The organism is Pseudomonas koreensis (genome assembly GCF_024169245.1).
GTDB lineage: Bacteria > Pseudomonadota > Gammaproteobacteria > Pseudomonadales > Pseudomonadaceae > Aquipseudomonas > Aquipseudomonas koreensis_F.
In genome coordinates, this window is record NZ_JALJWP010000001.1 from 3585617 (window position 1) to 3603478 (window position 17862).

General features: G+C 61.4%; 18 protein-coding genes. 5 read left to right on the top strand and 13 right to left on the bottom strand.

The window, feature by feature from the left end:
* Positions 1-114: 114 nt before the first annotated feature.
* Both J2Y90_RS16060 and J2Y90_RS16065 read left to right on the top strand, forming a co-directional pair.
* Complete coding sequence (locus J2Y90_RS16060; protein WP_253500802.1) at positions 115-1350, top strand: M20/M25/M40 family metallo-hydrolase; 1236 nt, start codon at positions 115-117, stop codon at positions 1348-1350.
* 355 nt (positions 1351-1705) lie between these two features.
* Positions 1706-2008, top strand: coding sequence for a hypothetical protein (locus tag J2Y90_RS16065; protein WP_016774122.1), 303 nt, complete (start codon positions 1706-1708; stop codon positions 2006-2008).
* Between the two features lie 105 nt (positions 2009-2113).
* Here the strand turns inward: J2Y90_RS16065 and J2Y90_RS16070 are convergent, their stop codons facing one another.
* From J2Y90_RS16070 to J2Y90_RS16105, 8 genes are all read right to left on the bottom strand, one after another.
* On the bottom strand, positions 2114-2983 hold the full coding sequence (locus tag J2Y90_RS16070) for an isocitrate lyase/PEP mutase family protein (protein WP_016774123.1): 870 nt from the start codon (positions 2981-2983) through the stop codon (positions 2114-2116).
* Positions 2984-3136: 153 nt separating this feature from the next.
* On the bottom strand, positions 3137-4171 hold the full coding sequence (astA, locus tag J2Y90_RS16075) for an arginine N-succinyltransferase (RefSeq protein ID WP_253500803.1): 1035 nt from the start codon (positions 4169-4171) through the stop codon (positions 3137-3139).
* A gap of 49 nt (positions 4172-4220) precedes the next feature.
* Positions 4221-5237: an arginine N-succinyltransferase gene (locus J2Y90_RS16080; protein ID WP_253500804.1), complete on the bottom strand. Its 1017-nt coding sequence runs from the start codon at positions 5235-5237 to the stop codon at positions 4221-4223.
* A 118-nt stretch (positions 5238-5355) separates the two neighbouring features.
* Entirely contained in the window at positions 5356-6705 is a 1350-nt protein-coding gene (locus J2Y90_RS16085; protein WP_253500805.1) for an APC family permease, read from the bottom strand.
* 68 nt (positions 6706-6773) lie between these two features.
* Positions 6774-7526, bottom strand: coding sequence for an N-formylglutamate amidohydrolase (locus J2Y90_RS16090; protein WP_253500806.1), 753 nt, complete (start codon positions 7524-7526; stop codon positions 6774-6776).
* Positions 7510-8841, bottom strand: coding sequence for a glutamine synthetase (locus J2Y90_RS16095; RefSeq protein ID WP_253500807.1), 1332 nt, complete (start codon positions 8839-8841; stop codon positions 7510-7512). The genes J2Y90_RS16090 and J2Y90_RS16095 overlap by 17 nt, the downstream gene beginning before the upstream one ends.
* Complete coding sequence (locus J2Y90_RS16100) at positions 8838-9482, bottom strand: isochorismatase family cysteine hydrolase (protein ID WP_253500808.1); 645 nt, start codon at positions 9480-9482, stop codon at positions 8838-8840. Before J2Y90_RS16100 ends, J2Y90_RS16095 begins: the two co-directional genes overlap by 4 nt.
* Positions 9483-9484: 2 nt before the next feature.
* Positions 9485-10339: a MurR/RpiR family transcriptional regulator gene (locus J2Y90_RS16105; RefSeq protein ID WP_253500809.1), complete on the bottom strand. Its 855-nt coding sequence runs from the start codon at positions 10337-10339 to the stop codon at positions 9485-9487.
* Positions 10340-10646: 307 nt separating this feature from the next.
* On the opposite strand from J2Y90_RS16105, the gene J2Y90_RS16110 reads away from it, so the two are divergent.
* Positions 10647-11216: a histidine phosphatase family protein gene (locus tag J2Y90_RS16110; protein ID WP_253500810.1), complete on the top strand. Its 570-nt coding sequence runs from the start codon at positions 10647-10649 to the stop codon at positions 11214-11216.
* Positions 11216-11971 (top strand): precorrin-6A synthase (deacetylating), encoded by a 756-nt coding sequence (gene cobF, locus J2Y90_RS16115; protein WP_253500811.1) that lies wholly within the window; start codon positions 11216-11218, stop codon positions 11969-11971. The genes J2Y90_RS16110 and cobF overlap by 1 nt, the downstream gene beginning before the upstream one ends.
* A gap of 219 nt (positions 11972-12190) precedes the next feature.
* Here the strand turns inward: cobF and J2Y90_RS16120 are convergent, their stop codons facing one another.
* From J2Y90_RS16120 to J2Y90_RS16130, 3 genes are read right to left on the bottom strand one after another with little or no spacing between them, the layout of a single operon-like run.
* Entirely contained in the window at positions 12191-13372 is a 1182-nt protein-coding gene (locus J2Y90_RS16120) for an acetyl-CoA C-acetyltransferase (protein WP_253500812.1), read from the bottom strand.
* A gap of 11 nt (positions 13373-13383) precedes the next feature.
* Positions 13384-14049: a CoA transferase subunit B gene (locus tag J2Y90_RS16125; RefSeq protein WP_016774134.1), complete on the bottom strand. Its 666-nt coding sequence runs from the start codon at positions 14047-14049 to the stop codon at positions 13384-13386.
* A gap of 24 nt (positions 14050-14073) precedes the next feature.
* Entirely contained in the window at positions 14074-14772 is a 699-nt protein-coding gene (locus J2Y90_RS16130) for a CoA transferase subunit A (RefSeq protein WP_253500813.1), read from the bottom strand.
* Between the two features lie 250 nt (positions 14773-15022).
* On the opposite strand from J2Y90_RS16130, the gene J2Y90_RS16135 reads away from it, so the two are divergent.
* The gene (locus J2Y90_RS16135) at positions 15023-15958 is read left to right on the top strand and encodes a LysR family transcriptional regulator (RefSeq protein ID WP_253500814.1); all 936 of its coding nucleotides are present in this window, start codon (positions 15023-15025) and stop codon (positions 15956-15958) included.
* A gap of 44 nt (positions 15959-16002) precedes the next feature.
* Here the strand turns inward: J2Y90_RS16135 and J2Y90_RS16140 are convergent, their stop codons facing one another.
* Together J2Y90_RS16140 and J2Y90_RS16145 are read right to left on the bottom strand one after the other, a co-directional pair.
* Entirely contained in the window at positions 16003-16620 is a 618-nt protein-coding gene (locus J2Y90_RS16140; RefSeq protein WP_253500815.1) for a DNA-3-methyladenine glycosylase family protein, read from the bottom strand.
* Between the two features lie 58 nt (positions 16621-16678).
* Positions 16679-17761 (bottom strand): bifunctional transcriptional activator/DNA repair enzyme AdaA, encoded by a 1083-nt coding sequence (locus J2Y90_RS16145; RefSeq protein ID WP_253500816.1) that lies wholly within the window; start codon positions 17759-17761, stop codon positions 16679-16681.
* Positions 17762-17862: the final 101 nt, after the last annotated feature.

Sequence of the window (17862 nt, forward strand, 5' to 3'; positions counted from 1 at the left end):
GGCAGCTCCTACAGTTTGTTCGGTGTCGGTCTGGAGAGTGTCGCATTCGCTATAGAGCCTTGCGCCAATGTCGGTTACGGTTCAATCCCCCCGACACGAAACAAGGACTGCTTCATGACGTTCTCATTTTCCCGCTCTCTGCTGGCCGCCAGTCTCGGTCTGTCCCTCGCGTTCTCGGCCGCAAACGCCGCCGAACCACATAAACAAGTGCTCGCCGATGCCGAGCAGTACCAGCCCGAAGCCCTGAAGTTGTTGGAGCGACTGGTCAATATCGACTCCGGTTCAGGTTATGAACCGGGCCTCAAACAGGTCAGCGATATCGCCATCGATGAGCTGAAGAAACTCGGCGCCACCATCGAACTGGTGCCCAACACCCCGGAAAAATCCAGCCACGTGCTGGCCACGCTCAAAGGCACCGGCAAGGCGAAAATCCTCCTGATGGCGCACATGGACACGGTGTTCAAGGAAGGCTCCGCCGCCGACCGGCCTTTCCACATCAAAGACGGCCGCGCCTACGGGCCGGGGGTGATGGACGACAAGGGCGGCATCGTCGCCGGCATCTACGCGCTGAAAGTGCTGAAGAACCTCGACTTCAAGGATTACGCGCAGATCACCTTCCTGCTCGACGCCAGCGAAGAAACCGGCTCGGACGTCGCTACCGATCTGATCAAGAAAACCGCCAAACAGCATGACGTCACCCTCAACCTCGAACCGGGGCGCCCGGCCGATGGCCTGGTGGTGTGGCGCAAGGGCAGTGCGACGGCGCTGGTCGAAGTCAAAGGCAAGGCCGCCCACGCTGGCGTCGCGCCAGAGTTGGGACGGAACGCGGCGATGGAAGCGGCGCACCAGATTCTGCAACTGGGCAAGCTCGGTGATGAGGCGAAGAAGACCACCATCAACTTTACCGTGCTCAAGGCCGGTGATCGCACCAACGTGATTCCTGATCAGGCCACGGCCAAAGCGGATGTGCGTGCGGCAGTGCCGGAGGAATTTGATCGCATCGAGAAGGATCTGGCGCGGGTGTCGCAGGACAAGTTGATTGCCGAGACGGAAGTGAAAACGTCCTTGCAGCGCGGATTGCCGCCGATGCCGCAGACGGCCGAATCGGATCGCCTGATGGCCATGGCTCAGGGGATTTACGGTGAGATTGGCCGCAAGTTGACCGAGGAGGGCAGTGGTGGCGCGGCGGATGCCAGCCTGTCCGCAGGCGTAGGGACGCCGACGCTGGATGGCTTCGGAATCGTTGGCGGTAATATTCACACGCCGGAGGAATACGCCGAAGTGGCGAGCGTGGCGCCGCGGATTTATCTGTTGTCGCGGATGATCATGGAGTTGGCGAAGCCGCGGTGAAGGAGCGATCGTTCCCACGCTCTGCGTGGGAATGCCTCAACGGACGCTCCGCGTTCGGCTTTGTGTGGGACGCAGAGCGTCCCGGGCTGCATTCCCACGCGGAGCGTGGGAACGATCATTAGTAGCTCCCGAGCATCCCCAATCGGTTCCTTCTCCCTCTGGGAGAGGGCTAGGGTGAGGGGCTTTTGTGGGAAAAGTGGAAGTCGAGGACGGCGCACAAAAAATACCGAAAAGTCCGACAGAAGCTCTCGTTGCGACCGTTGGGCGCGGCTCTTATAGTCTCGGTTCGCAGATACCTCTGCAACGATCTTGGCCGGTCGAATACAGCACCAGACCCCTCTTTGGAGTGAACTTTATGACCGACCAAGTAATGCCGCGCTACCTCCCCATCGACACCTACGACGCCGAATCCCCGGTGCTCTTCATCAATACTCACACTGAACTCAGCGACATGGCCGCCTGTGCGATGCACCGGTTTGTGGTCGTGCGGGATCTGGCCGATACCTTTGCCAGCCTTAACCTCAAGGGCATCTCCGATTGTGATCTGACGCGGGTGACTAGCGCGGTTCATCTGCTGATGCGTGAGGGCTGTGCGATTCTGAATGTGATCCAGGCGCGGGCCGCGCAGCGGGAGGAGGGTTACAAGACGCCGGTTTAGCGGTGCCACAATAGACGCTTTCGCGAGCAGGCTCGCTCCCACAGGGGACCGCATTTCAACTGTGGGAGCGAGCCTGCTCGCGAAGGGGCCGGTGCAGCGTGTGCATCACTCCTTGACGCTCATGTATTCCTTGGCCCAGAGAATGTATTCCTCCGGCTGGGTATAGGTGTGGGTCAATTCGGTCGCGCTCAGGTCGGAGGCCTGGGTAAAGATCTGCCGCTGTTCGCGCAGGCTGTCGTAAGTGGCCTTGATCGCGGCGAAGTAGGCGCCGTGGCCGTCGATGGTTACGCGCACACCGAGTTCGGCCAGGCGCTTGTCGTCGCGCAGCGCCGGGTTGCCGTAGGTGACCAGCATCAGCGGCACGGTCAGGTGCTCGGCGATCTGTTCCAGTTGGTCGAAGTCCTGCACGCCGACCATGCAGATACCGTCAGCGCCCGCCGCCTGATATTGGCGGGTGCGGCTGATGATTTCCTGATTCGGCAGAATGCCGGCGTTTGTGCGGGCGATGATTGCCATTTCCGTGTCGACCCGGGCTTCCAGCGCCGCGCGGATCTTGCCGACGCCTTCGGCAACGGTGATCAGGTCGGTGGATTTGCGGCCGAATTGCGCCGGCAGCAACGTGTCTTCGATGGTCAATGCCGCCACACCGGCGCGCTCCAGTTCGACAATGGTGCGCATCACGTTGAGGGCATTGCCATAGCCGTGATCGGCGTCGGCGATCACTGGCAATTGGGCGACGCGGCCAATGCGCGTTGCCTGTTCGGCGAATTCGCTCAGGGTGATCAGGGCGAAGTCCGGGGCGCCGAGCACCTGCAACGAGGCCACGGAGCCACCGAGAATACCCACTTCGAAACCCAGGTCAGCGGCGATGCGGGCGGACATCGGATCAAACACCGAAGCCGTGTGATAGCAGGTGTCGGAGGCCAGCAGCTGACGGAAATTACGGCGCAAATCTTGATGGGAAAGCCTGGTCATACGAGTCCACCAATACATAAGGAATGGAGAGGCTTGAGCAAAGGTGTCAACGCCGAAGAATGAAAAGGCTATCACGCGGATGGGTCAGGAATCATGACGAATTTGCGCGGCAGGACTGGCGGCTGAAAGGTTTAACCCTCTGTGCTGAACCTATCAGGCCGCCACGGCGTGCTGCTGTTGATGGGGCAGCAGCACTGCGCGCACCGAATTGCCCGGCTGCAATTGCAGGCGTTTGGCCGTGAGACGATCAACCATCAGGCTATTGCCCACCAGTCGCCCGGGCGCCACGGTGATGCGGCAGTTTTCCAGGCGGCGGTTGTGAATCAGCCATAGCGGCGCCTGCTCGTCCGGGGTGCCGAGGCTCAGGGTCAGTTCGAGGCTGTCGCGTACCGTGCGGATGCTGCGCACCGGCGCTTCGATGACCGGGCCTCCGTCGAAAATGTCGATGTAGCCTTTGTGCGCAAAGCCTTCGGCCTGCAGGATTTTCAATGCCGGCTGGGTGTTCGGGTGAGTCTGGCCGATCGCGGCCTGCGCCTGTTCGGTCAGCAGGCAGGTATAGAGCGGCTGACGTGGCATCAATTCGGCGATGAAGGCTTTGTTGCCCAGGCCGGCCAAGTGATCGGCGTGGGTGAAATCAATCTGGAAAAAATGCCTGCCGAGGCTGTCCCAGAACGGCGAACACCCGTTTGCATCGGCACTGCCGCGCAGTTCGGCAATCATCTTCTCGCCAAACAGGTGCGGGAATTCGGCGACAAACAGCAGACGCCCCAGCGACAGCAAACGCCCATTGCTGCCGCTGCGCTGGTCGTGACGCAGGAACAGCGAGCACAGTTCCGATTGCCCGGTCAGCTCGTTGTTGAGAAACAACGTCGGGATCTGTCGTTGAATACCCAGGTCGGGTGCCGAACTGACGGTCACGCCCAGCCGGTAGTTGTACCAGGGCTCGCGCAAACCGACGGCGCCGGCCACCGCACTGACGCCGACTACGCGCTGGTCATCGTCCTCGAGGACGAACAGGTAATCGGCATCGGCCCGTTCCACCTGCTCGGCGAAGGCCCGTTGCGCCCAGCGTACCCGGTGCGCCAGTCGATCCTCGTTCGCCGGAAGGGTGGTGAAGCCTGGCCCTGCCTGTTGCACGAGGGTCATCAACGCAGGCAGGTCACTGACTTTAACTGGACGGACAATCATGCTCTAACTCCTTCGGCGTACCGATTCAGGCGCGAACGGGGGAGGCGGATCACAAGGCGACCAACCGTATCGAACTGCCATCGCTCACTTTCAGCGCCGCACAGATCTCGGGGGTGAGGGGCAGCGGTTGATCGGGGTGATAGTCGAGCTCGGTGACGATGGCGCGGTAGTCATGCAGAGCGTCGTTGCTCAACAGATAACGGCCACGAGCGTCCATCGAAGCGTGTTGTCGAACGATGGCGGTCTGGCTGCCAGTGATCGAACGAATGTTCGCGGTGCGCGCATACAGGGTCGGACCGGCATCGAACAGATCGATGTAGCTGTTGGTTTCGAAGCCTTCGCGCTCAAGGATGTCGAACGCTTCCTGACCGTCCGGATGGACCCGGCCGATGCAGTCCTGCGCCGCTTGCGGCAGCATCGGCACGTAGATCGGGTATTGCGGCATCAGTTCGGCGAGGAACGTGCGGCTCTGCAACCCGCACAGACGCTCGGCTTCGGCGTAGGGCAGGTCGAAGAAGTGCTTGCCCAGCGCATCCCAGAATGGCGAGTGACCCTGCTCGTCGCTGTAGCCGACGATCTCGGTAATCACCGCTTCGGAGAACCGCTGCGCATGGGCGGCAATGAACAGCAGGCGCGCCCGCGACAACAGTTCGGAAAACGGCGTGCGCACCAGCGTGGCGTCGATGTGGAACCCGCGCAGCAGGGTATGCCCGCTGAGGTCATGGCAGAGCGACAACGCCGGCACGCCATGCTCGATGTTCAATTCACGCGAGGCGCTGGTGAAATGGCGGTTGCGCAGGCTGTAGAACGGCTCCTTGAAGCCGGCGGTGGCCAGGATTTCCGAGCAGCCGACCAATTGCTGACGATCAGGATCTTCGAGCACAAAGAAATAGTTCTCCGGCCCCTGCGCCGTGGCCGCGCTGTCGAAGGACGCGCACGAGGCAGCGATTTTGTCGCGCAAGTGTTCGCTGTCATCGGGCAGCGAGGTCACGCCGATCAGGCTCTCGCGGGCCAGGCGCTGTAGCTGGGGCAGATCATTCTGCTCGACTGGGCGTAAGACCAGCATGGATGTACTCCTGTATCAAAAGGCTCGGCCGGTTCGCCGAACCTGACTATCACTGTCGGTTTCCACGCGTTGAATCGGCGGTCGCCTGATTTGTTGTCAGACGCCGCTCTTTTTCTTGTCAGCCATTGCTCGGATCGGGCAACACCGTACTGGCGCCGAGCTTGTTGAGGAAGAACAGGTAAACCAGGCCCAGAGCGATCCAGATCAGGCCGAGTTTCTGCGCATCGACGCCCATGTTGTACATGATGGCGGCGACGATGATGAAGCCGATCACCGGGCAGAGCAGATGGCGCACAAACTTGCCTGACTTCTGCCGACGCCAGTAGTGGTTGATCACCGTCAGGTGCAACAGCATGAAACCGCTGAGGGCGCCGAAGTTGATCAGCGAAGTGAGAATGTCCACCGCCTCGATGAACAGGTAGCAGATCAGCAGCGACAACACCGCCACCAGATAAATGCTCAGGTAAGGCGTGTTGTGTTTCGGATGGACCCTGGCCAGCACCTTTGGCAGTTTGCCGTCGCGGGCCATGCCGAACAGCAGGCGCGACACGGCGGCCTGCGAGGTGATCGCCACCGCGACGCCCCAGGCCAGCGCCGTCGCTACGGCGGTCAGGGTCGCCAGCCAGCTGCCGGCGGCCATTTCAGCGATTTCATAGAACGCAGTGTCGGCGGACTTGAAGCCCATGCCCGCCGCGAGATCGGTGGCAATCCACGTCTGTACGACGAAAATCGTGCCCATCACCGCCAGGGTAATCAGTGCTGCTTTGCCGACGCTGCGGCCCGGATCTTCCTTGATTTCCTCGGCGAGGGTCGAGATCGCATCGAAGCCAAGGAACGACAGCACGGCGATCGACACCGCTTGCATCAGCAGCGCGAAATTGAAGGTTTCCGGGTGATACAGCGGCGCCAGCGTCAGCTCGCCATTACCGCCGCCGTTGTGCAGAGCATTCCAGGCATAAAACAGGAAGATGCCCAACACCACCAGTTGCGCCAGCAGGAACAGGATGTTCATCCGTGCGGTAAAAGTGATGCCGCGCAGGTTGACGAACGTCGCGCTGATCAGGAACGCCAGAATGAAACCGACCTTGGGAATCTCCGGGTACAAATGGTTGAGCGCCATCGCCGCATACAGGTACAGCAGCGGCGGAATCAGCAGGTAGTCGAGCAACATCAGCCAGCCAGCGATGAAGCCGATGTGTTGATTGAGGCCGCGCTGGGCGTAGGAATACACGGAGCCGGCAATCGGAAAGGCCTTGGCCATGCTGCCGTAGCTCAGCGCGGTGAACAGCATCGCCACCATGCCGATGATGTAGGCCAGCGGCACCATCCCCGGTGCCTCGGCATTAACGTAGCCATACACCCCGAACGGGGCGATGGGGATCATGAAGATCATCCCGTACACCACCAGATCGGTCAGCGTCAGGCTCCGTTTCAACTCTTGCTTGTAGCCGAAATCTTCAATTTCCATGAAGCGCAACTCCTTGTCAGCCATCGGTCGTTTCAGTTGTTCTATCGGTCGATCATTTACCGCGATTCTTACAGCAAGGGTGCCAGGTAGCCGGCCCAGCGCGAGACGGCTTCGGGGCTGCGCAGCAGATCATTGCGCACTTCGATCAGCACCGCTTCAAGGCCGCGGGCATCGCCGTGCACCGGCACGGTCATGTCGCCTAGGGGATCAATTCTGTACGGCTGGTTGCCCGCGACTTTCAGCGGATGCGCTTGCAGCCCGTCGAGCAGGCGCTGGGCGTAGGCTTTGGCCTGGCCGAACAGCACGCCGACTTCCAGCGGTCGCGGCTGGCCGTAATACACCGGGGTGAAACTGTGAATGCCGACCACGCGCACCGCCTGGCCTTGGGCAATGCGCTCGTCGATCAACGTCTGTAAACGTGCATGAAACGGTTTGAACAGGGTCTGCCGGCGGTACTCGCGGGCCGCCTCGTCCAGCTCGCGGTTGCCAGGGATCTGGTAGATCTCGCTCTGCACGGGAATGCTGTCCGGTGCATGGCGCGGGCGGTTGAGGTCGATCAACAGCCTTGAATAGTTGGCGCTGAGCAACGTGGCGCCGAGCTGTTGCGACAATTGTTCGGCCAGTTGCAGCGCGCCGATGTCCCAAGCGATGTGCTCGCGCGCGGCAGTCTCGTCCAGGCCCAGATTGTCCAGGGCGTCGGGGATGTAGCGACTGGCGTGTTCGCACACAAGGATCAACGGATTCGTCGAGTCCTCGCGGCTCAGGTTGTAGACCGGGCGGGTGTACAAGCCCAGCTCGGCGGATTCAGTACAGGCGTGCATAGTGCTCACACAAGTCAGCGGGCGAGAGCTGTTCCGTCAGCGCCAGTTCCTCGGTTTTCAGGGCGTAATAAGTGTCGAGCAACGGCTTGGGCAGCCATTCGTTGAAGGCTGCACTGTCGCGCAGGCAATCCAGCGCCTGGGACAGTGAGGCGGGCAGGGCGACGATGCCCCGGGCCTTGCGTTGCTCGTCGTTGAGTGAATCGGGAATTTCATCGGTAATCGCGTTCAGGGCCAGACGCTGTTCGATGCCCAGTCGCCCGGCGATCAGCAACGCGGCCATGGCCAGATGCGGCGAGGCGGTGGCGTCCATGGCGCGGAATTCCAGGTTGAACTGCTGCGCGGCGGACTTGCCACCCAACGTCACGGTCGGGCAGATGCGCAGCGCCGCTTCACGGTTCTGCTGCCCCAGGCAGGCGTACGACGCGCTCCAGTGATGCGGCTGCAAGCGTTCGTACGACAGCGGCGTCGGCGCGGTAAAGGCACAGAGTGCCGGCAGATAATGCAGGACGCCGGCAGCCCAGTGCTGACCGATGCTCGACAGACCATTGCTGGTGCCGGCGTCGTACAGCATCGGTTGACCGGCCAGATCGAGCAGGCTGATGTGCAGATGCACACCGTTGCACACCGCTTCGGCGGCGGTCTTCGGCGCGAAACTCAATTCCAGACCCAGCTGCCGGGCGATTTCCCGGGTGATTTCGCGCACGTTGACTGCACGATCAGCCGCCGCCACGCCCAAGGTCGGGCGGCAGGTGATTTCGTATTGGTGCTTGCCGTATTCCGGCAGGAACATTTCCGGCTCGACGCCACCGGCGCGCAGGGCACTGAGCAGCCAGCCGCCGAACTCGGCGCCTTGGCGCTGCGCTTCGAGAGAGAACGCTGCGTGTTCGGCGACGCCTGCGTGCAGGTTGAACTCGTGTTCGAAGGCTGCGTAGACCTGCAAACCCAGTTCATCGCGATAGCGCTCGATTTCATCGCGCAGCAGCGTGCGCGGACAGGCGCCCCACGCCTGGCCATCGGTTTCGCGGATGTCGGCGTGGATGAAGTCCAGCGCCGGCGCGTTGGCATCCGGGCCGCTGCCGACGGTAACGCGGCTGCTCGGATCCGGAATCAGACGCAGGTCGCCGTATGCGCCCCACGGATTGCTCGAGGCGATGATGTCTTGTGGCGTCAACGCGCTGTTGGCCGGGACCCAGCCGCAACCCGCTGCCTGATAGTGCTCAAGCTCGTCGGTAGGGAACGAGCGGCCACGGGTGATACCGATCAGATCGGTGGTCACCAGAGTGGTCATCGGCAGCGGCGTCAGGCGTGTGCTCACGGCTGCATCTCCTGCAAACGCCCGAGCACGGTGTCGGTGTCGGTGATCCAGCAGTAACCCTTGATCGCATTCAGGCAGGCGTGGTGGCGTTCGGCTGTGTAAGTGGCGCAGGCGTCCTCCACCAGGGTCACCAGATAGCCACGGTCGGCGGCGTCGCGCACGGCCATGTCCACGCATTGGTCGGTGACGATGCCAGCGATGATCAAATGACGGGTCTGCAAGTTGCGCAGCACGTAGTCGATGTTGGTCGAATTGAAGACCCCGGAGGAGGTCTTCGGCAGCACGATTTCGTTCTCGGCCGGGGTCAGTTCAGCAATGACCTGAGCTTGCGCGCTGCCCTTGGGCAGGTGCATGTCCGACAGCTTGTGATCCAGCGAGCGGTCGCGACCGTCGGCGGTCAGGCTTTCGATAATCGTGTGCAGCACGTTTTGCCGCGCCTGGCGAAAGGCGCCAAGCAGACGTTGTTGATTGGGCACCACCTGGCTGCGCGCGCGCTGGAGGAAATACTCGGCATCCGGCCCGCTCAGGTGCGGGTCGAATTGCGGTTCGAGCCAGGCGCGCTGCATGTCCACCAGCAACAAGGCGGTGTGGTCGAACGCAAACGGCAGGTCCCGAGGCGAGCGGTGGGGAAGGCTGAACATCCTTATTTTTCCTCCAGCAGGTGAGTCGCAAAGTCATTGCGCAGGGCGTCGATGCCTTCCAGGCGATCGGCCGGGTCTGGCACGCGCAAGGTCAGGCAGGCAATCAGCGCCTCGACCTGCGCCAGCGCCGGCACCATGGTGTCGAACGGTGACGCCGATTCCACCGGGGCGCTGATGATCAGGTCGGCCATCTCGCGCAGCGGCGAGGCATAGATATCGGTGAACAGCACCACCCGTGCGTTGTTGTTCTTCGCCGCGGAGGCGACGCGCAGGGCTTGGGTCTGGTAGCGCCGGTAGTCGAACACCAGCACCACATCCTGGCGTTGCAGATCGAACAAACGGTCGGGCAACAGGGCGTTGTCTTCCAGAGCGAAGCAACCGGGACGCAGCAGGCGCAGATGGTTGAGCAGGTAATTGGCCATAAGGATGCTGAAACGGCCACCGAAGCAGTAAACCTGATGGCGGGTGTCGAGCAGCCATTCCACGAGGATCCGCACGTCTTCGGGTTGGGTCAGCGCCTGGGTGTCGACCAGCAAGCGGTGGCTGTCGGCCAGATAATGGCCCCAGGCATCGTCCTTGTTCTGCTGCGAGCGCGGCTGCAGCAGCGTGCGCGGCGAGCGCAAGCGATGGTCCATGTCGCTGAGCAATGCTTCCTGAAATTCGGCATAACCGCCAAAACCGAGCTTTTTAACCAGGCGCACGATGGTCGGATCGCTGACTCCGGCATGTTCGGCCAAACGCGCCATTGGACCGAGACCATTGCGCGGATACTGATCGAGCAGGGCGCGGACGACTTTGCGCTCTGACGGCGTCAGTTCCAGACCGGGGTCGGTGATCAGGTCTCTGAGAGGGGGCATCCGGGCTCCTGCTGGATGAGGGTGTCGAATTCGTTTCACAATCCGTTAAAAGAGTATTTATGTAATGGGCGCTACATGTCTAGCGAATTTTTGTACAGGTTCAGAAAGCACCAAAAGCGTGCAAGGAGCCCGTGTAACAAGGGCTACGTGGAAGTAGCAGGATGTTGTAGTCCATTGCCTTATACCGTGTCAGACATTGCCCATTCGGTTTGCGGCCGGCAGTACTGAAGTTCATGGTTTGCGGCACAATAGGCCGCGAATTGGCTAATTGCCGTTGGTTTCATATCTTTCGACCGAGTACCTGCCTGTGCCAAGTAGCCGTTTGACGTTGATTTGCCATGCGCGAACCGTCGCACAAAAACTGGCGCGTTTTCCTACGAACGAGCCTGTTGAAGATTTGGCTTTAGCGTCTGACGCATTCAGGGCGCGATTCCCCTCGCCACGGCGACTGATTTGCGCGCCTGAGTTGCGCACCCTGCAAACGGCGGCGTGGTTTGGCGCCGATGCGCAGATTGACCAGGCCCTGCGCGATTGTGATTGGGGGCGCTGGCACGGCCAATCGATCAAGGAGCTGCAAGCCTATGAGCCTGAAGCGTTACACGCTTGGCTGGCCGATCCTGAAGCAGCCCCCCATGGCGGCGAATCGGTCAGGCAACTGACGCAACGAGTTACGAAGTGGCTGGACACCATCGCCCCAACGCCCGGGCATGTGGTAGCGGTCACCCATCCGTTCGTCATTCGCGCGGCGCTGATGCAGGTGCTGCAGGGCGCAGCGTTCAATGCGATCGATGTCGAGCCGCTGTCGGTGATCGAGCTGCGCTTCAACGGCATCTGGCGTCTACGCTTGCCGGGCATGGCCCTTGAAGAGGAATTCTGATGAAACAGCTGCTGGTCATCGGCATTGGCGCCGGCAATCCGGACTACATCACGATGCAGGCGGTGAAAGCGCTGAATCGTGTCGATGTGTTCTTTCTGCTGGATAAAGGCCAGAGCAAGCAGACGCTGATCGATCTGCGCCGGGAGATCTGCGAGCGCTACATCACCGATCATGCTTATCGCTTTGTCGAAGCCAGCAGTCCCGAGCGCGAGCGCGGCGATGTCGACTACACGGCGAGCGTCGATGCACTGAACCGCGCCAAGCAGCTGACCTTCGAGCGGCTGATCAATGAAGAATTGTCCGACGGCCAGTGCGGCGGTTTTCTGATATGGGGCGATCCGGCGTTGTACGACAGCACGCTGAGGATCCTCCAGGCAATAGAGGCGTCGGGACAGTGTGAATTCGAGTACGAGGTGATTCCCGGGATTACCAGCGTTCAAGCCCTGGCTGCACAGCACAAGATACCGCTGAACACGATTGGCCGTTCGGTGGAAATCACCACGGGCCGGCGGCTGGCGGCGGGGCAGGTGAGTGAGGCAGACAGTCTGGTGGTGATGCTTGATGCCGAGGATTCATATCAGCGCGTGGCGGATCGGCAGACCGAGATTTTCTGGGGCGCTTACCTCGGCACACCGAATGAGATTCTGCTCAGCGGCCGGCTGGCGGATGTAGCGGATGAGATAAAACGGGTGCGCAAAGCGGCGCGGGCGGAGCATGGGTGGATTATGGATACCTATCTGCTGCGCAAGCCTTGAGTGGTTGGCGCCTGAACAAGCGCTTTCGCGAGCAGGCTCGCTCCCACAGGGAAATGCGTTGCAGAATGTGGGAGCGAGCCTGCTCGCGAAGGGGCCAGAACATTCACCACCGATTGTAGGCAGGCAAAAAGAAACCCGGTGCAACGCAAATCGCACCGGGTTTTTTGTTGCCAGCCAACGGCGGATGTCGTGGATCCGCCGTCAACCTTGAACTCCGTATCAGGCGCGTTCCAGCGCCAAAGCCACACCCTGACCGCCGCCAATGCACAAGGTCGCCAGACCTTTTTTCGCATCGCGCTTGAGCATTTCGTGCAGCAAGGTCACCAGCACGCGGCAGCCCGATGCGCCGATCGGGTGACCAAGAGCGATGGCGCCGCCGTTGACGTTGACCTTGTCCAGATCCCATTGCAGGTCCTTGGCCACGGCCAGCGATTGTGCGGCGAACGCTTCGTTGGCTTCGATCAGGTCGAGCTGGTCGATGCTCCAGCCGGCCTTGTCGAGGCAGCGGCGGGTGGCAGATACCGGGCCGATGCCCATGATCGCCGGATCGACGCCCGCGTTGGCGTAGGCAGCGATTCTGGCCAGAACCGGCAGGCCGAGGGCTTTGGCTTTTTCGGCACTCATCAGAATCACGGCGGCGGCACCGTCGTTGAGCGAGGAGGCGTTGCCAGCGGTGACGCTGCCGTCCTTTTTGAACGCCGGGCGCAGCTTCGCCAGGGATTCGGCGGTGGTGTCGCCCCGTGGCTGCTCGTCGACCTTGAACGCGACCGGATCACCCTTGCGCTGGGGAATCAGGATCGGGGTGATTTCATCGACGAAGCGCCCGGCTTCAATCGCGGCGGCAGCTTTCTGCTGGGAAGCCGCAGCAAAGGCGTCCTGCTGTTCGCGGCTGATCTGGTATTTGTCGACCAGATTCTCGGCAGTGATGCCCATGTGGTAATCATTGAACGCATCCCACAGGCCATCGCTGATCATGGTGTCGACGATTTGCGCGTGGCCCATGCGCAGGCCGGTGCGGGCGCCCGGCATGATGTAGTTGGACAGGCTCATGTTCTCCTGACCGCCGGCAATGATCACCTCGGCGTCGCCGCAGCGGATTGCCTGCGCACCCAGATGCAGAGCCTTGAGGCCGGAACCGCAGACCTTGTTCAGAGTCATCGCCGGTACCGCGTGAGGCAGGCCGGCCTTGATCGCGGCCTGACGTGCCGGGTTCTGCCCGGCGCCGGCTGTCAGCACCTGGCCCATGATCACTTCATCGACCTGCGCACCGTCCAGGCCGGTCTGCTCAAGCAACTGGCGGATCACCGCCGCGCCTAGATCTACCGCGGATACATTGGCCAGGGAGCCCTGAAAACTGCCGATCGCGGTACGCGTGGCGGCAACAATGACGACGTCTTGCATTTTCGAATTCCTCACTGGGCAGCGAACTGCATTTCCGGTACGTGATCCGGGACGATCAGTTTACCAGCGGTTTTGGCGACGATTTCTTCAACGCTGACGCCAGGTGCGCGTTCCTTGAGGACAAAAGCGCCATTTTCGATTTCCAGATAGGCGAGGTCGGTCAGCACGCGCTTGATGCAGCCGGCGCCGGTCAGCGGCAGGCTGCATTTGGCCAGCAGCTTGGATTCACCGTCCTTGGACGCGTGGGTCATGATGACAATGATGTTGTCGGCACCGGCCACCAGGTCCATGGCGCCGCCCATGCCCTTGACCAGTTTGCCGGGGATCATCCACGAAGCGATGTTGCCTTCGACGTCGACTTCGAACGCGCCGAGTACGGTCAGGTCGACATGGCCGCCGCGGATCATCGCGAAGGATTCGGCGGAATTGAAGATCGACGCGCCGATCCGCGCCGTCACCGTTTGTTTGCCGGCGTTGATCATGTCGGCATCGATGGTTTCTTCGGTCGGGAACGGACCCATGCCGAGCAAACCGTTTTCCGATTGCAGCATGACTTCCATGCCTTCGGGGATGTAGTTGGCGACCAGGGTCGGAATGCCGATGCCGAGATTGACGTAGTAGCCGTCCTGCATTTCGCGGGCGACGCGTTGAGCCATTTGTTCGCGGGTAAGTGCCATGTTGTTGTTCTCCGTAGGCCTGAATTATTTGCGGATGGTGCGTTGTTCGATGCGTTTTTCGAACGTGCCGCAAATGACCCGGTCGACGTAGATGCCCGGGGTGTGGATCTGCGTCGGGTCGAGTTCGCCGGGTTCGACGATTTCTTCGACTTCGACCACGGTGATCTTGCCGGCGGTCGCGGCCAGCGGATTGAAGTTCTGCGCAGTATGGCGGTAAACGACGTTACCGAAATGGTCGGCCTTCCAGCCTTTGACGATGGCGAAGTCGCCAGTGATGGATTCTTCCATCAGGTACTTGCGACCCTTGAATTCGCGCACTTCCTTGCCTTCGGCGACCGGAGTGCCGACGCCGGTGGCGGTGAAGAACGCCGGAATGCCGGCGCCGCCCGCGCGCATCTTCTCGGCGAGGGTGCCTTGCGGGGTGAGGATGACTTCGATCTCGCCCTTGAGCAGTTGCTCTTCGAACAGTTTGTTTTCGCCAACGTACGAGGCGATGACTTTGCTGATCTGCCGGTCGGTGAGCAGCACGCCAAGGCCGAAACCGTCGACGCCGCAGTTGTTGGAAACGACAGTGAGGTCGCGGGTGCCCTTGCGCTTGATCTCGGCGATCAGGTTTTCCGGAATGCCGCACAGACCGAAGCCGCCGGCAATGACGGTCATGCCGTCTTCCAGCCCGGCCATCGCTTCCTCGTAGGAACTCACACGCTTGTCGAAACCTGCCATAGGCACCTCTTTTATTATTTGCGGGCGGCTGGCTAGCCGAATGATCGGAGTGTCTCTCCGTGGGATATATTTGTTAAGTTGATTTTTGCGGTGGATTGATTGATAAAGCTCAATAGTTCAACGCCTCGATGATCGTTCCCACGCTCCTGCGTGGGAATGCAGACCGTGACGCTCCGCGTCACTGGACGCGGAGCGTCCCTAGAGGCATTCCCACGCGGAGCATGGGAACGATCACTGGAGCAACGCGACCATGACAATCAAACAGATCCGTGCGTTTCTCGCCGTGGCCCACAGCTTGAGTTTCGCCGTCGCTTGCGAGCGCCTGCACCTGTCCCAGTCGGCGTTGAGCCTGACCATCAAAGCGCTGGAGGAGGGCTTGGGCGGGCGATTGTTCAGCCGCAATACGCGCAACGTCGCGCTGACCCCGGAAGGCGAATCCCTGCTGCCGCTGGCGCGCCGGTTGATCGCCGACTGGGACAACGCTGAAGACGAGATGCGTCAGCGTTTCAGCCTGCAACGCGGGCGCGTGACGCTGGCGGCGATGCCGTCGTTTGCCGGCAATCTGCTGCCGCCGATCCTCAAGAGCTTTCGCGCGCGTTATCCGAACGTCAACGTGACGGTCAACGACGTGATCAATGAACAAGTCCTGGAAATGGTCCGCGACCGGCAGGTCGAACTCGGCGTCGCGTTCGCGCCGATGCAGAGCACGTCGATGATGTTCACTCCGTTGTATGTCGACCGCTTTGTCGCGGTGGTGCCAGCGGATTCAGCGCTGGCCGATCGCGTCGACATCGATTGGCAGACCTTGTTGCAGGAACCGTTCATCACCCTGCAGCGGCCATCGACCGTGCGAGTCATGCTTGAAGAGCATTTGCAGGCACGCGGAATGAAGTTGCCGGTGGAGTTCGAGAGTCATCAATTGGCGACGGTCGGCCGCATGGTCGCCAGCGGGCTCGGGGTCAGCGCGGTGCCGGCATTGTGTGCGGGCCAGATGCGCGAGCTTGGCGCGCACTGCCTGACCCTGGTTGATTCGGTGGAGCGGGCGATTGGTGTGTTGACCGAGCCGGGCAATGAATTGTCGGCGGCGGCGCAGGCGTTGTTCGAGATTCTCAAGGCTGAAGATCTGCAGCGCCAGTTCGATCTCCCCCTCACCCCGGGAGCGCGGAAACAGAGCGCCGAACGCTGATTCAGTGTGGGAGCGAGCTTGCTCGCGAAGAACGATAACGCGGCCTAACCCTTGGCCACCCGCCACAGATACCAGGCCGCCACCGTCCGATACGGGCTCCACGCCCGTCCAATCTCGATTATCTGTTTGCGCGTCGGCTGCACGTCCAGCCCCTTCAAACGCCGGTAACCCTCACGCACACCGAAGTCATCAGCCGGCAGGATGTCCATGCGTTCCAGGCTGTAGATCAGCAGCATCTCCACGGTCCAGCGGCCGACGCCGCGCAGACTGGTCAGACGTTCGATCAGGGTTTCATCGTCCATGACCCGCGCCGTCGGGTAATCCGGCACCACGCCGTCCAGCGTCGCCTGGGCAATCCCTTGAATCGTCGCAATCTTGCTCGCCGAAAAACCACAAGCACGCAGTTGCTCGACCTCACTCGACAGAATCTGCTCCGGACGCGGAAATGCCTGTCCGGGAAACAACCCCACCAGACGCCCGAGAATCGCATCGCCAGCCTTGGCGTGCAGTTGCTGATAGGCAATCGCGCGCAACAGCGACTCATACGGATCCCGCGCCGGGTGCGGCTGATGCAGGCACGGGCCCACGGCACGGATATGGCGCTGCCAGTCAGTGTCTATTGCGGCGAGAAAGGCGCTGGCCGCGTCGTACGCGTCAGTCATGCTGCCGTGGGTCGAGCGTAATCATTGAAATCCCTTGTCGCTTGATCAATCGAATGCTTCAGAAAGCCAGTTGCTGAGTCATTTGCAGCGCAGCGTTTTCCAGCCTGAGCAAAAACGCCTTGCGCGGCTGTCCGCCACCATAGCCGGTCAGCGAACCGTCCGCGCCGATCACTCGATGACAGGGCACCACGATCGACAGGCGATTGTGCCCGTTGGCCAGGCCTACCGCACGGCTGGCGCCGGGTTTGCCCAGCGCGGCGGCGATAGCGCCGTAAGTGCTGGTGTGGCCGTAGGGGATTTGCAGCAGCGCCGCCCACACCTCGCGGGCAAAAGCGCTGCCGGGCAGGTGCAACGGCACGCTGAATTGCGTGAGTTTGCCGGCAAAATAATCCGCCAGTTGCACCTCGATCTGCTGCAAGTGGACGTTGTGCCCCGGCGCGACCGCGTAGCCATAACGGTTCTGCAGCGCTTCGACTTCACGGGTCAGCGCCGGACGATCAAGAAACTCCAGCAGCACCAGCCCACGGCGCTCGGCCATGGCGATCATCGGCCCCAGCGGCGTGGTCAGGCGGGTGAACAGCAACGGCTCACTGTTGGCGGCGCGGCCCGGGGTGATGTGGAAGGATTTCTGAAACGCGTCGCGAAAACCGCTGAGCGATTCATAGCCGGAGTCGAATGCGGCATGATCGATCGACGTGCCTTGCCTGATTCCGCCCAGGGCCCTGCCGAGGCGGCGGGTACGCAGCCAAGCGTGGAAGGTCATGCCGAAGTGCTGCTTGAACCAGCGCCGCAGCTTCAGCGGCTCGATGCCTTCGGCGAGCAATTGTGCATCGCTCCAGCGCCGTTCGGGATCCGCGTCTACCGCGTTGAGCAGGCGCTGCACCCAGTCCGGCGCGATGGCCGCGGCGTCCAGCGGTTTGCAGCGCAGGCAGGCGCGGTAACCGGCGCACAGGCATTCGTCGGCGTGGGCGAAGAATTCGACATTTTCCGGTTTCGGCTTGCGTGCCGTGCAGCTGGGGCGGCAGAAAATCCCGGTGGTTTTCACCGCCGTGAAGAATACGCCTTCGTAGGCAGAGTCGCGTTCGAGCATGGCGCGAACCATTTCGGCGTGGGGTGGCAGGACAGCGGCTGGTATGTTCATGGCCTGAGAGTAAATCCGCTTTGTCGATGGCTCCACCGAAAAATCGACAGTGAATTTTTTCGCTGGTGCAGCACAATGAGCGGGTCGCCGCTTTCAAGGAA